This window comes from Mycobacterium numidiamassiliense, from assembly GCF_900157365.1.
GTDB lineage: Bacteria > Actinomycetota > Actinomycetes > Mycobacteriales > Mycobacteriaceae > Mycobacterium > Mycobacterium numidiamassiliense.
Window position 1 is genome coordinate 2,563,240 of sequence record NZ_FUEZ01000004.1, and the last position, 13,653, is coordinate 2,576,892.

The 13,653-nt window shown below is 61.6% G+C and carries 12 protein-coding genes and 1 pseudogene; 7 read left to right on the top strand and 6 right to left on the bottom strand.

Annotated features, from left to right (window positions below; genetic code table 11):
* Positions 1 to 97: 97 nt before the first annotated feature.
* The 3 genes from mobF (at position 98) to MNAB215_RS20610 (ending at position 5,023) form a co-directional block, all read left to right on the top strand.
* Positions 98 to 2,932 (top strand): MobF family relaxase, encoded by a 2,835-nt coding sequence (gene mobF / locus MNAB215_RS20600; protein ID WP_077080449.1) that lies wholly within the window; start codon positions 98 to 100, stop codon positions 2,930 to 2,932.
* A gap of 219 nt (positions 2,933 to 3,151) precedes the next feature.
* On the top strand, positions 3,152 to 3,901 hold the full coding sequence (locus MNAB215_RS20605; RefSeq protein WP_077082195.1) for a thioesterase II family protein: 750 nt from the start codon (positions 3,152 to 3,154) through the stop codon (positions 3,899 to 3,901).
* A gap of 150 nt (positions 3,902 to 4,051) precedes the next feature.
* Entirely contained in the window at positions 4,052 to 5,023 is a 972-nt protein-coding gene (locus MNAB215_RS20610; protein WP_077080450.1) for an alpha/beta fold hydrolase, read from the top strand.
* Positions 5,024 to 5,035: 12 nt separating this feature from the next.
* On the opposite strand, the gene MNAB215_RS20615 is transcribed toward MNAB215_RS20610, so the two are convergent.
* Positions 5,036 to 5,596, bottom strand: coding sequence for a hypothetical protein (locus MNAB215_RS20615; RefSeq protein WP_077080451.1), 561 nt, complete (start codon positions 5,594 to 5,596; stop codon positions 5,036 to 5,038).
* Positions 5,597 to 5,746: 150 nt separating this feature from the next.
* On the opposite strand from MNAB215_RS20615, the gene MNAB215_RS20620 reads away from it, so the two are divergent.
* The 4 genes and pseudogenes from MNAB215_RS20620 to MNAB215_RS20635 all read left to right on the top strand — a co-directional run bounded on the left by MNAB215_RS20620 (position 5,747) and on the right by MNAB215_RS20635 (position 9,343).
* Positions 5,747 to 5,968 (top strand): hypothetical protein, encoded by a 222-nt coding sequence (locus tag MNAB215_RS20620; RefSeq protein ID WP_077080452.1) that lies wholly within the window; start codon positions 5,747 to 5,749, stop codon positions 5,966 to 5,968.
* A 600-nt stretch (positions 5,969 to 6,568) separates the two neighbouring features.
* A pseudogene (locus MNAB215_RS20625) lies at positions 6,569 to 6,880 on the top strand (DUF2563 family protein).
* Positions 6,862 to 8,790 (top strand): putative alpha/beta hydrolase, encoded by a 1,929-nt coding sequence (locus MNAB215_RS20630; RefSeq protein WP_077080453.1) that lies wholly within the window; start codon positions 6,862 to 6,864, stop codon positions 8,788 to 8,790. Before MNAB215_RS20625 ends, MNAB215_RS20630 begins: the two are co-directional and overlap by 19 nt.
* Entirely contained in the window at positions 8,771 to 9,343 is a 573-nt protein-coding gene (locus tag MNAB215_RS20635; protein WP_077080454.1) for a hypothetical protein, read from the top strand. Before MNAB215_RS20630 ends, MNAB215_RS20635 begins: the two co-directional genes overlap by 20 nt.
* A 19-nt stretch (positions 9,344 to 9,362) precedes the next feature.
* Here the strand turns inward: MNAB215_RS20635 and MNAB215_RS30840 are convergent, their stop codons facing one another.
* The 5 genes from MNAB215_RS30840 to MNAB215_RS20660 all read right to left on the bottom strand — a co-directional run bounded on the left by MNAB215_RS30840 (position 9,363) and on the right by MNAB215_RS20660 (position 13,564).
* Positions 9,363 to 9,623 (bottom strand): DUF732 domain-containing protein, encoded by a 261-nt coding sequence (locus tag MNAB215_RS30840; protein ID WP_425436491.1) that lies wholly within the window; start codon positions 9,621 to 9,623, stop codon positions 9,363 to 9,365.
* 330 nt (positions 9,624 to 9,953) lie between these two features.
* Positions 9,954 to 10,694, bottom strand: coding sequence for an AAA family ATPase (locus MNAB215_RS20645; protein WP_077080456.1), 741 nt, complete (start codon positions 10,692 to 10,694; stop codon positions 9,954 to 9,956).
* Positions 10,695 to 11,323: 629 nt separating this feature from the next.
* A complete protein-coding gene (locus tag MNAB215_RS20650) occupies positions 11,324 to 12,349 on the bottom strand; it encodes a hypothetical protein (RefSeq protein ID WP_131829150.1) in 1,026 nt (341 codons plus the stop codon).
* Positions 12,350 to 12,368: 19 nt separating this feature from the next.
* Positions 12,369 to 12,563, bottom strand: coding sequence for a hypothetical protein (locus MNAB215_RS20655; protein ID WP_077080458.1), 195 nt, complete (start codon positions 12,561 to 12,563; stop codon positions 12,369 to 12,371).
* A gap of 230 nt (positions 12,564 to 12,793) precedes the next feature.
* Positions 12,794 to 13,564, bottom strand: a complete 771-nt coding sequence (locus MNAB215_RS20660; protein WP_077080459.1) for a DUF2510 domain-containing protein — start codon at positions 13,562 to 13,564, stop codon at positions 12,794 to 12,796.
* Positions 13,565 to 13,653: the final 89 nt, after the last annotated feature.

Here is a 13,653-nt window from a genome sequence, read left to right on the forward strand (position 1 = left end):
TTTGCACAGTTTGTGCAACAATGAGGTTGGGCACACTTTCGTGTACCCAACCTCGGCGCGGTAGGACGGCCGAAACGGCGATGGGAGGCGGTGGCAGATGCTCACGTGTTCGCCGCTGAAGTTGTGGTCGATCGATTACTACAACCGCACGGCGCGTGAGGCGGGCCAGGCGGCCAAAGACGCGGTGGCCGCCAATGGAGGTCTGGGGGAGTACTACTCCGAACACGACACCCGAGCGCCGGTGTGGCTGGTAGCTGGTGATGCCCGCAGTGCCGCTGCGCTGGTGGGTTTATCCGACGAGCAACGCGCGGGCGGGCTGGCCGATTTGGACGTGGTGCAGCGTTGGCTTGACGGCGGTATTGCGCCCAATGGGTGCTGTGGTCGGCGGTTCGCCGAGAGTGACAACCACGGAATCGATATGACGTTTTGCGCGCCGAAGAGTGTGAGTTTGTTGCGGGCGTTCGGCGATGACGTCGTGCAGAAGGCGGTACTGGACGCGCACAACAGCGGCGTGCGCGAAGCCATGGAATACGTTCACCAACACGCTGGATATACCCGCGTGCACAACAACCGCACCGGCAGAAAAGACCTGCAGCGCCTGCCCGGAGTGGTTGCCGCGGCCTATCAACACGAGACCTCTCGCGCGGGTGATCCGCACCTGCACACCCACGTCATCGTGCCCAACAAACAGCCCCGCACGGACGGCAAGCTTGGCGCTGTGGACACCGACTCGCTGTGGCACGAATCCAAGGCGGGCGGGGTGATCTATCAGGCCACCCTGCGCCGGGCATTGGCCCAATCCCTGGGCGCAGAGTGGAGCCTGATCGACCCGCACACCGGTATGGCCGAGCTCGTCGGGATCGACCCCGAGGTGATCAAGGCGCACTCCCGGCGTAGCACCCAACTGCGCGAGTGGGCCGAGGGCAACCTCATCCTGATCGACGGGCCCACCCAGGGGCAGCTAGCGATCGCGCAAAAAGCGACCCGACCACGCAAACCAGAAGGCATGTCCTGGGCTGAACTACGACAGCAATGGCGAGCCGATCCGCGTGGCTATCGCCTCGACATCGACGCTCAACGACGAGCCCGCACCCAGCGTCGTGCAGCGACGGTCACCTTCGATCGGCGGCGCATCGCTGACATCGCTGCGGGCATCGATAAAGCGGCGTTCACTCGTGCAGATCTCGTGGAAATCATCGGTGCGCAACTGCCCGTCGAGGTCGATGGAGACGACCGGTCACCGCGCGAACAGATCGAAGCCGCAGTCGATGAGATCGCGATGCGGGTCAGCGCACCGCGCCAAGCCCATCACCGCGAAGGCCATGAGCGCTACACCATCGACTTGATCCTCGCCGAAGAAATCGAGCTGCTCGGGCTGGTGGATCAGCGCGATGACCGCGCTGATCTGCGCGTCACCCAGGCGGACACAGAGGGGTTGTCCGCCAACCAAAACCGGGTCGTGACGGCGATGGCGGGATCGCCCTGGCTGGTGCAGCCGCTGGCCGCGCCCGCTGGGGCGGGCAAGACCCATTGCCTCAAAGCGCTACGCCGGGCCGCGCACCGTGCGGGCCGCACCGTCGTGGTGGTTGCCCCGCACGGACGCGCTGTCGACGTCGCCATCAACGACTGCGCCGGCGATGCCGGCTACACCGTGGACAAGGTGCTCATCGAGCTCCGCGAGGGCCGCCTAGCGCTGACTCCACGCACCGTCATAGTGGTCGACGAAGCCGGACTCGTTGGCAACAACCAACTGCGGGATCTGCTCACGTTCACCACCATGGCCGGGACGAAAGTCCTGCTTGTCGGCGACGCTTACCAGCTCGCACCGGTGCGCAAACGTGGCGGAATGTTCGAGCAGTTATGCGCGGACCTGCCATGGTCGCAACGTCTCTCGGAAGTGTGGCGAATGCGCGACCCTGAAGAGCGCGTCGCGTCGCAGGCGTTGCGCAACGGCGGTCCCCGACCGCTTCGGCGCGCCCTCGAGTGGTACCGCCGCCACGATCGGCTGCGCTGCGGTGACCCAGTCACCATCGCCAACGACGCCCTGCAGGCCTACCGCGCCGACATCGCCGCGGGTAAAGACGCCCTCCTCATCCCCGACAGTTGGGAACTCTGCGACGCACTCAACAAACAGATCCACGCCGACCGTGTCGCCGACGACGCCGAAACCGTCACCGGGGCACGCGATCACCAGATCGGCGTCGGCGACATCGTGGTCACCCGTGGAAACGATGCACGTATCAACGTGTGGGCCGCACGAGATCATCGCGGTCGCCTCGACACCACCAAGCCCGGCCCCCAAGTCCGCAACGGACAACGCTGGGTCGTCGAGGCCATCGACACTCGTGAACAGCGCCCCCGTATCGCGGCTCGCCGCCTCGGTGACAACGCTGTGACCGTGTTCGGCGCCGACTACCTGCGCGCGCACGTCCAGCATGGCTACGCCGTCACGTTGCAGTCCGCCCAAGGCGTTACCGCCGACACCTCCTACCCGATTGTGCGCGCCACCACCGATCGCAACACCCTCTACGTCGGGCTCACCCGAGGCCGCGACCTTAACCGCGTCCACGTCTACGAGCGCGTCGCCGGAGAAGGCGACCACGAACACGCCGACCCCACCCCCGGTGTCCACCAGACGCGCCGCGGCGACAGCCACCAGGCGGTCGCGCTTGTCCGCGCCATCGCCTGCCGTGACAATCGCCCCCAAACCGTCCACCAAGTCGCCGCTCAAACCGACTTCCACCAACTGCCCGACCGTGTCGCGCGCGCTGTGGCCCAACAAGCCCGTGCCCGCGCTCGACGCCTTGCGGCGCAACGTGTTTGGATCGACCAGCTTGTCGCCGAGCGAGCCCAACAAAACCGCTGGATACAGCAATACCTCGCCGACACCCGCAGCGACGACCGCGACAACGGCCACGACCTTGGGCTATAAGCCGCGCCGAGTGCTCACTGCTCGTAAAGAGCGAGCTGCCGAAATTCCACTTGGGCCGCAGCTTCGGGCAGGCCCTCGGGGTGCACCCGTACGTCGTGCATGACATTGGGGGTTTCATCGAGGCAGATGACGTCGACGACCCCACGTCCGCCAATATCCGTTTTCGATCGGGTGCAACATAAGATCTTCGAGACCTCCCGGTCGCAGAAGGAGACGGATATGCCGGTTGCAGGCACGACATGGTTGCGGGCCTTGCGGGCGGGGCAAGGTGCACGCGTGGTCCTGGTGTGTTTTCCACCCGGCGGGGGATCGGCAGGGGCATTTCGGGCGCTGGCACAGCAGGTCTCGCGGGGGATTGCGGTGTACGCCGTGCAGTATCCCGGTCGGCAGGATCGGCTGGGGGATCCGTCCATCACGGATATCACTGAGCTGGCCGAGCATGTCACCGCTGACTTGCTGAGTTGGGGTGCGGCGCCGAATCTGGCGCTTTTCGGGCACAGCATGGGGGCAACGGTTGCGTTTGAGGTCGCCCGACGACTACAGCGCCACGACCGCGACCCGCTTTGGTTGTTCGCGTCCGGGCGGATCGCTCCGGACGCGCCGTACTCGGGTCGATTGCATGCGGGCTCGGATGCGGACCTGCTCGCCGACCTGGAACGTCTCGCTAATGATCCGGCCTCAGTGGCGGTGCTGCGCGACGAGCCGGAGCTTGCAGAGCTGGTGCTGCCACCGCTGCGTGCGGACTATCGCGCCGTGGAGACCTACGTCTTCGAGCCAGGGGAGCGGCTGCGGTGTCCGATGTCGGTGCTGCTCGGTGACGCCGATCCCACGGTCACGGTCGAGCAGGCTCACCGATGGCGGGCGCACACCGACGGGCAGTTTGAGGTGACCACTTTTTCTGGTTGCCATTTCTATCTCGACGAACGCGTCGGCGAAGTCGCGGCCTACCTCACGACGCGTTTAGGTTAAATCGACTTGAGCGCAGGTACAGGATGGCATCTCGAGCGTGAGATGCTCCATCGTCAATAAGATATCACGAAAGATGTTGCTGTACAACGACTGTCGGCTTGCTCGGAGAATTTGGTGCTTGTCAGTTTTCGTTCCGGGAAGGGCTGCTTGATGAAGGACCGGCTGGTTGATGTCAATGGTGTGCGCCTCCGTGTGACCGAGGCTGGCGACCGTGGGGCTCCGGTGGTGTTGCTGGCGCATGGCTTCCCGAGTCTGGGATATTCGTGGCGTCATGTGTTGCCAGCGTTGGCGGATGCGGGTTACCACGTGCTCGCGCCTGATCAGCGTGGTTACGGCGGGTCGTCGTGCCCGGCGGCAGCGGATGCCTATGACGTTGTCGCGCTGACCGGCGGCTTGGTCGGCCTGCTCGATGACGTGGGCGCGCAGCGCGCGGTGTGGGTGGGCCACGATTTGGGCGCCATGGTCGTCTGGGCTGCGGGGCGTCTGCATCCCGATCGGGTCGCCGGCGTGGTGGGGTTGAACTTTCCCCCAGCGCCGCGTGGGAGGCGACCGCCGACGCAGGCATTCCGCAAGATGGTGGGCGACAGCTTTTTATACATGCTCTATTTTCAGCAACCAGGCGTCGCTGACGCCGAGCTGAATCAGGATCCTGCTCAAGCGTTGCGTCGGATCATCAGCTTTGACCTGCGAGCGCTTGCCGACCCAGATGTCGCGATGCGCATGATCGCTCCCGGGCCGACGGGATTCATCGAGCGCTTGCCTGAACCGGGCGCGATACCGCCCTGGCTCAGCGCCGACGAGTTTAATTACTACGTAACCGAATTCGCTCGCACCGGATTCACCGGAGCCCTGAATTGGTACCGCAACTTCGATCGGAATTGGCAGATCCTGGCCAACCCTGTAACCGCCACCATTGGCGTACCAACGTTATGCATCCTCGGCACCAATGACCCGACGCAGGGTTTCACGCCACGTGACCGCACCGCAGAGGTGGTCACCGGCCCGTACCGCGAGGTCATTCTCGACGGCGCCGGGCACTGGCTTCAGGAGGAACGGGCCGGGGAAGTCAGTGCCGAACTGGTCACGTTCTTCGCCGATTTGCCTTTCGGCAAGGTTGATTAGCGTACCGCGACATCACGGCCGTGCTTCTCCCCAGGGAGTAGGCCGGTAGGGCGGCAAGCCCACGTCCGCCAGCGGCTTCCAGCGCCGTGCGAGGTCGATTCTGGTGCTGTTTTTGACGATGTCATCGAAGCTGTTGATAGCCGGGGCGTCGAGGTTACGCACGCCGTCTTCGTCAGTGTCGGCGACCGTGGAGTACCAAGAGCCCGAGCCGATATGGACCGCGGCGTCCCAATCCTTCGATCTCTTGAGGCGGAAGCGCACCACGGCGAGGTACGTTTCCGGAACCGCAGGCGCCTGACCCCATTGAGTGAAAACGTAAAACAAATTCGTTCGCGTGATCAGGTCCGTCCAAGATTCGACCTTGTTGACGGGATTCCACCTGAACCGGTCAATCGGCTCGCTGTTGTCAGTGCGCACGACGCGCGCCGTTGTGCGCCAACGGTTGTCGCCAAGACAGACTGCGACATAGTTGTAGTTAACGCCGGAACGGAATCCGATGATCGATCCGGGTCGATCGGGTGGTTTGCTCATGCCGCACGTATTTTGCGCCGGGGCATGCGCCAAGCGGGCCATTATCGACAAGATCGAACTAGGTAATTTTGTTTCTAGCGCATCCCAAAGGAAAGCAAGGGGCGGCCCGATCAACTATTCCGACGTGGACTAGGGCTATCCGGTTCAGTCTACGGAAACGTTGCCCTTGAGCTGCCGTGTTAATGTGCGCGCATGAGTGAGGCCATACACGACTGGGACGGCTGGTTAAGCCGTCTTGTCCAACAGGAAGCAGCGCGCAAACCGGCTGACATTCGTGCCTACCTCATCGCCGAGATCAGCCGCGCGATGTCGGACAGCGATGCGCTAGGAGGGGCCGATCCCGATCGACTTGCCGAGGTCGCCGTCGATGTGATGATTGAGTCCACACGCAAGGTTCAGTTCGGGCCAAGCTGATCGACCTCAGCGGGCTTGGGGCCGCTCGGGTCGGGTTGTGTGGCCGTCTCCGTTGTCCGGCAGGTAGCGGCGTTGTAGGCGGCTAATGAACATCTGCGCCTCGTTAATGTCTCGCCGGAGTGCCGCTATTTCCAACGGGAGAGTTCCTGGCCGACTGATCGAGTTGGTCGGGCTTTGGCGTTCAAGCCAGTCGAGTCGAGTGGTCATTGCATGCACCTGATCGCGTAGGGCGCGGACTAATTCCCACGCCTGCTCAGCGTCGTGTGCATCCATGGAGGAAGGATTGCACGACAGGTCTTGTCCCGAAACCTAGATGGCTTAGCTCAGGCCGACCCAACAAACGTCGGGCGCACGGTGCGCCCCGCCAACATCATTCAAACTGACCCACTACCCGGCTGCCGGTAGTGGGTCAGTTTGAACTCGTGGCACAGGTGCCATGCCAGAAGGCTTCCATGCAGCGCCAGCGCAGTGTCCAACTTCCGTCGAGTCAGCTGCGGGCCGGGGCCCGGTCGACTAGCCGTTTATGGGAAAGGCTGATCGCTGTGAATTGACGCGCATATACGCGGTAGTAGCGTTGTATTAGCCCGAGAAGGGGGAGCCATGTTTGTTGACACTGGCCTGTTGCATTCGGGGGCGACGAGTTGTACCGCGCCGGCGGCGTGGCCGAAGAGGGCGCTGACCAGCTGTCACGGGGACCGCTGTTTTCTGGGATGTGTCGCTTCCCCGCCGGCCGAAGCATTTCACGAGGCCGTTTCTGCATCCCACGACAGGCATTTGAGGAAGCTGCAGGCTCACCGGGAGCCGCTGACCGTGGTCGGCGGCAAGGCCCATCCGGGGGCCGACGGGTTCACCGCCATGGATGAGGCTGGCGCCGCAAAGCTGCGGGCGGTTCGGTGCAGCTCCGCTACATAAGCATCCCCGCACTGATCGGCGAAGCCGGCGGTGATCCGTGGGCGATCAATCAAAGCCTGCAAGAGGGCCGCCCGGCCCAGATTGCTGATTTGGCTGAGGCGTTCCACGCTGCTGGTCGGTGCACTGCTGAGTCCAGTGCAGCTTTCGATGAAGCCCGCCGCCGCTTTGAGGCGTCCTGGAATCGGGAGAACGGCGATCACCCGATCAATGACTCCGCAGAAGTGCAGCGGGTGACCAAATCGCTGGGAGCACAATCCTTGCAGTTACCCAAGATCGGGGTCGACTTGGAAAACATCGCGGCCACCCTGGCCGAGGCGCAGCGGACCGGCGCGGTGCTGATCTCTCAGCTGGAGGGGCAGCTGCAGCAGCTCGACAGCGAAATCGGCCAGGCGGTCGAAGCGGAAAAAGACATCCATCTGACTGCGGCCGAAGAATCTCTTCTTGATCAACACATCACTGCCCTTGAAGACGAAGCGATTGCTGATACCAAATCCGCTCTGGGCCAGATCGAGTCGCTTCGCGATGGCTACTCGGACTACCTGCAACGATCGATGGCCACGCTGCACGCAGACGGCTACGATCCCGACGTTCTCCAGGCTGTAGATGCAGTGCCTCAGATTCCGCCACCGGGCACCAGCCCGCAGGACGTCAACAAGTGGTGGACCTCGCTGACACCGGAGGAGCGGCAGCGGCTCATTGCCGAGCATCCCGACCAGATCGGCAATCTCAACGGCGTCCCCGTCCTCGCGCGGAACACAGCCAATATGGCGGTGAAGGATCAGGACCTCGCCCGGGTGCGTGACGTGGCCGGCCGCTACGGCGTGGATGTGAAAGATGTGATGCGCGATCCGTCGAAATATGGTCTGACGGCCACCGACATCACCCGCTATCAGAACGCCGATCAGACCCAGCAAGGTCTCGACCGCGACTCCGATCACGGCCACAACCCGGTCTTTCTGTTCGCCTACGATCCGCTTGCGTTCGGCGGCAAGGGGCGCGCAGCGATCGCCATCGGCAACCCCGACATGGCAAAGAACACCTCGGTGATCGTCCCCGGCACCAGCAGCAGCGTCAAAGGCGGTTGGCTGCACGACAATAACAACGATGCCCTCAATCTCTACGGCCAGGCCAACGCAGCCGATCCCAACAACCCCACGGCGGTGATCGCCTGGATGGGATACGACGCGCCCAATGATTTCAACGACGTCCAGCGGATTTCGACGCCAGCGCTGGCCCGAACCGGCGGCCAGGCCTTGGCGCAGGATGTCAACGGGTTGTGGGCAACGCACCTGGGCGGCGGTCAGCACGTCACCGTGCTCGGCCACTCGTATGGTTCGACGACGGTGGCCGACGCGTTCGCCTCGGGCCACATGCATGCCAACGATGCGGTACTCATCGGGTGTCCGGGAACCGATCTCGCCCCTAACGCCGACAGCTTTCATCTTGACGGCGGCCACGTGTACGTCGGAGACGCCTCGACCGATCCGGTCGGCATGCTCGGGCAGCTGAATGGCCTCAGCCACTACGTGAACCAGGACAATATCGGCGGTCAGGTGCTCGGTCTCACCCCCGGCCTCGGTACCGACCCGGCCGCCGACGGATTCGGATCGGTGAGGTTTCGCGCAGAGGTACCCGGCTCCGATGGCATCAATCCCCACGACCATTCGTACTACTACCATCCCGGAAGCGAGGCACTGCACAGCATGGCCGACATCGCCTCCGGGCATGGCGACGCGCTCGAATCCGACGGCATGACGGCCGAACACCGCTACCAGCCAGGCAAGATCAACATCCCGGGCTTCGGTCAGGTCGGCCCCGGTATACCCGGCGTCGTCATCGACCCGGAGTGGAGTCGCCCGCCAGCATCTGTTACCGATGATCATGTCTTCGATGACCAACACCATCACTGAGCGACAACGGATTTCGACAAGCCAAGTCCACCTGGCCGTGATAGCCGCTGTCGTCATGTTTTTAGGAGGGTGTTCGCTCGTGTTCCCAAAACCGCATTCCTCGGGTTCCAACCCCTTTGACGATTCCGCCCATCCCATGACCGATGATCAGACCAAGTCCCAGGTGATCGAGCCGGCCAAGCAGATCGTCGCCGCCGCCGACCTGCAAGGCGTCGACGGCGGATTTTCGTTCGCCTCCTGCAACGACCAAGGCGATCCGCCCTATCAGGGGAGGGTAACCATCACCTTTTTGTTGCATGGCGACCCGGACGCGTACTTCCAGCACATCCGCTCCGCGATGCTCTCAAACGGCTGGAGCGAGGGCGCCCCACCCGGACAGCGCTACCACGGAACGACCCTCAACAAGAATGGCGTGACCGCGAATATGAGCTACTTGCCATCCGACCACAGTCGCGGACAAATCATCCTCTATGGCGAATGTCGCGACACGACCGACCACCACCACGACCCTGGGGCCGGGCTCGATATCACCAACCAGCTGACCGCGCGATGACCACTAGTCACACCGGGAGTTATCCCGACGGAAGTTTGCTCTGGTATTGCGGGCAATAGGCCGCTGTGGCCGCGCCTAACAAGGTGCCTGTACCGCCGTCACTTAACCCGAGCCAGGTTTTCACATCGGCGACGGTTTGAGTTAACGTGTTCCCGCCCGACCAGTCCGTACAAACCGCATGCCCCACACTGATCATCTTCTGGTCCGAACCAGAGTCCCAACTAAAGCCGCCCTGCGTCAGCGCGTGCAGGTAAGCATCATCTGCTGGGTCGGCGTTCACGACCGGGGCGGCGATGACGGCGCCACTGCCAACGATGGCAGCAACCAGGCCGGGGCACCGTGTCGTATTCTTTATCTCCGGATCTTCCCACGCCTAGTCGCTACGCGCGTAGGTGAAGGAGGCCGTGTGACTAAAGAGCATGTCCAGACCCTTCGCGCGGAGTTGATCACGACTGGCCATTCGCAACACCACCCAAGACCAACAGCACACAGTCATCGAAACCCCTTGCAAAATAACACACTTCGCGGTCCATGTGGTTGGTTGCGAGAGGGGGTGACGAGTACCGGCGCCGGGGGAGCTCTGACGCCAGCCGAGTTGCACCGGGGCGGTCTACACGCCAGGTGAGTCTGCGTTGAGCAGTTCACGTAAGAACTGCTCAGGCGCTTGGAGGAAGTCTCGTGTAGTGCGATAGTGCTCGGTGTCCTGGTACGCAACTCGACTGATGCCGGTTCTCTCGCAGGCGTAAATCGTCGCGCCAGGGTAGGCCATGAGGATGGGCGAATGGGTCGCTATCAGGAACTGCGAACCCTGGCTAACCAGATTGTGGATCCGTGCGAGGGCGGCCAGCTGGCTCGTCGGCGATAATGCTGCTTCGGGTTCATCAAGCAGGTACAGGCCGTTGCTGGTAAACCGTTCGACCATCAGTGTCAGAAATGATTCCCCATGGGATTGTTCGTGCAATGAACGGCCACCATAGGCTCCGGCGATAATGTCGGAGCCAAGCTGGTCGACTTCTGTCGCGACATTAAAGAAGCTTTCCGCGCGCAGAAAATATCCCGTGCGGGGTTTGCGCGTGCCGCGTGCGATATCGAGATACGCATGCAAGTGGGAGTGGGAGGCTCGAGTTGTGAAGTGGAAGTTGCGGCTTCCTCCCTCAGCGTTGAAGCCTAGTGCTACGGCGATAGCTTCGAGCAATGTTGACTTGCCAGCTCCGTTTGCACCCACAAAGAAGGTTACCGAGGAATCGAACTCAACTGTGCTCAGCGAGCGAATCAGCGGCAGGCAGAATGGATAGGTATCAAAGTCTTCGACTATGCTTCGTGCCAGCCGAATGCGTTTTAAGTAGTTCACCTCACTCCCTCCATTCGTCGCCCCTGCCTGAATTGTCGCGTTCAGTCAAGTGTTATGCGCGACCGCCAACTATCGCTTGTAACCATCATATTCGTTTCGTGCATATTCATCCGGTGCGACTGCCGAGGGGAGTTCTCGATCGACGTGTCTGAACAGTCTGCGGACCCGGGGTCTGGCTCACCGAACAGGCCGCGCTGCACAAACTGATCAAGGCGATCGGCGATGGACTATGCAAGGGACGGCAGTTGTAACGAAACCGACTGTAACACAACATAATACCGAATACGGCGTCGTTTACACGTAATACTGCATATCTGATTCCTACGTCTACACGCCATCCTGCTGCGACTGCCGCTGTGAGGAGGCGAATTGTTGCTGTGCCCAGTAGGTTTGCGGTGGTTTCGTGGCCGCACTCTGGTTGATTCATGCTAGGCGTTTCCGCCCCGTTGCGCTCGGTGCGGATTCTTTCGTTGGTGCAGGTTCGCCGTCTAGCCGCATGTCCCACAGGGGCCAGGTCGGCGCGTACCCGTCTAGAGCTTGCGATCACAGTTGGTCATCGGGGTCGTAGCCTTCATCATGGATCTCAGCGCATTCAATCTCGTCCATAGCGGCTAGGACGCCGCAACACGTCAATCGGTTCGTGGTGATTCAACTGCTTCGGCAGAGGCAGCGTCGGCGTTCAGGGCGTCGACTAGCTCTTTCGGAATAAAGATTCTGACGGTGTTGGCCCCACTTGATGGCGATGTATTCGCCCGCAAGATATCCATGATGACCGAAAGCTTATGCAGGCGAGAGAGTCCCGCGTGGTCGTTGTCGCGGCCATTGTCCAAGTCGTTGATGTGGCCCGCGTTGATTCCAATGAGGAAAGATCGGTGGTATCCAGTGACTTCAAGTCGTGCAGCGGGTCCGTCAGGCGAGAACTTTCCCTCACTGCTCGTCAGGTGGATAGGCAGAGGGGCGAGACCGCGCTGAGCCACAAACACAGGGCTACCTGAGTTTCCGCTAGTGGAGAAGGCGTCAAAGAGAACCTGTCGGTTTCCATCTTTGATCGTCGGATCACCTTCTAGTCTTCGGTACTCGGTTTGTGGGTCGCTGGCGATCATCCCAGAACGAAGCACCGGTCTGGTCTGCAGCTTGTCGTACCAGGCCGGATAGCCGGGGAAAGACACGAATTCGCCTGGTTCAAGGAGAGGCCAAAGCTCTTCGCACTCTAACAAGTACGGCCAACTTAGTCCGTGGTTCATCATCAGACCCTCGATCGGGTCCACATCTATGTTTTTAATTTTGTCGTACGGAGTGCCAATGATCTCCGTATCTATACTCGGACCAAACGGTATGACGGCTACATCAATCGTGGGGTCGTCGTGGTATAGCGGTTGAGGGTCGTTGATCGTGAATTCGAGTCTCAATGTTCGACCTTGCCACATTTCGATCTTCACCGACTTAACGACAACATCTTTATACTGTGTGCGCCAAGGAACATCGGTGAGATGGCGGTTCGTAACTAGCCCAAATCGGTTGTCGCCCTGTGGAAACTGGACGAGAAAACCTGTGCCAAAACATGGCTCCCACGTATGGTCATTGGGTTGGTAATAGTGAGTGATGGTGAGCCGACATGCAGAGTAGAGCTGCGTAGGACCAAATCCTGTATCCATCTAGCGTCCTATACTCGCATCAGAACAGCATCTCTTGATCTTGGTTCGGCGTCTTGATTGCTTCGGCTTGAATGTGCGTCTCCGTATCGGTCAGCGGCAATCGTGGCCGCTTGCCTTCTAGCAGTTCGGCAATCGTGATCTGCTGTAAACGTTGAAACGGCTCGTGCACTGACGGATGCTTGTACGTCTTGCCGTGGGCGAGTTCGTCTCGCACACCTTTGGTTGATGGCTTAAGTGACAAGCACACTCATCTCAGCGTTTTGAGCCGTAAGCGTGCCGTTAAGATCACGAACGTCAGTCGGCCCGTAACTTCTACCCTTGACACTCACAATGATCTTTCCGCATTCGTTCTTTCCCGGCAGCAAGAATCGCCGGTGGTGACTGTCGCGCGTCCGCGCGGGTGCAGCGCGCGGAGCCCAGTGGGCGACAAGTTGTTCGCGCGGGTCAATGGCATCCTACTGTGTCTGGACCCCGGCTGATGTGTACTTCGCTGCCCGGGCCATGTGCGCCATTCCTGAGGAGGTTAGGCGTGACTGCGACCATGGCCATGTCTTCGGCGGTGCCCCAGTCCCACTGGTTGAGCTGGATCTTGGGATTGGAGTCGTCGGCGCACCATGGTAAGCCGTCGTAGGGTTGGTTGATCGGCAACTGGGAGCGGACGTCGGCGGCCTCAGCTGCGACGTCGCGTGGGACAGTCCAGACTTCGATCGCGATCTCTGATACCGAGTTATTGAACGGCGGGGGTAGTGGGTGGCCGGGCGGGCTGTAGTCCCTAGTTGAGCCAGCGGGGAGCACGAGCTCCGGCATCACTTGCGAATGCAGCGGCGGCCCCGCTGGCGGCACGGAAGTTGTGGCCGCCGTGGTAGAGCTCTGGGTCGGTGTAACCGACATGGTCGTTGACTGTGGAGTAGAGGTCGATCGTGACCCCTCATGGCTCACCAACACTCCGCCGACGATCAACGCGACTACCGCTACAGCAGCGAACGCTACCGACCCGCCGATCGGGATTCTGCGCTGCGGCGTAGGCGGGGGCTCGGTTGGGCGGCCTGGAGCGGCCCCCCGTGCGCCGGACGGGTCGGCGTACCAGCCCGCCGGCGGTTTCGGCGGCGGCGTCCCGGTCTGATGCTCGGTCCAGTTCCTACCGTCCCAATATCGCTGTCCCGGTTGGCCGCTCGGATTTCGATACCAGCCCGGTGGCGGCCACGGCGCGCTCATATTCGCCCCCGATTGGCGCAACGGATGCTAGAAGGTCTCGCTTACCCGAATTTGCAGGCAGGCAAACGCAAACCCTGCCCAGCGGGATT

Coding starts and splice junctions, on each gene's coding strand:
- MNAB215_RS20620 (WP_077080452.1), top strand. CDS start 5,747: ATGAGTGAGGCCATACACGACTGGGACGGCTGGTTAAGCCGTCTTGTC.
- mobF (WP_077080449.1), top strand. CDS start 98: ATGCTCACGTGTTCGCCGCTGAAGTTGTGGTCGATCGATTACTACAAC.
- MNAB215_RS20610 (WP_077080450.1), top strand. CDS start 4,052: ATGAAGGACCGGCTGGTTGATGTCAATGGTGTGCGCCTCCGTGTGACC.
- MNAB215_RS20635 (WP_077080454.1), top strand. CDS start 8,771: ATGACCAACACCATCACTGAGCGACAACGGATTTCGACAAGCCAAGTC.
- MNAB215_RS20650 (WP_131829150.1), bottom strand. CDS start 12,349: ATGGATACAGGATTTGGTCCTACGCAGCTCTACTCTGCATGTCGGCTC.
- MNAB215_RS20660 (WP_077080459.1), bottom strand. CDS start 13,564: ATGAGCGCGCCGTGGCCGCCACCGGGCTGGTATCGAAATCCGAGCGGC.
- MNAB215_RS20605 (WP_077082195.1), top strand. CDS start 3,152: ATGCCGGTTGCAGGCACGACATGGTTGCGGGCCTTGCGGGCGGGGCAA.
- MNAB215_RS20615 (WP_077080451.1), bottom strand. CDS start 5,596: ATGGCCCGCTTGGCGCATGCCCCGGCGCAAAATACGTGCGGCATGAGC.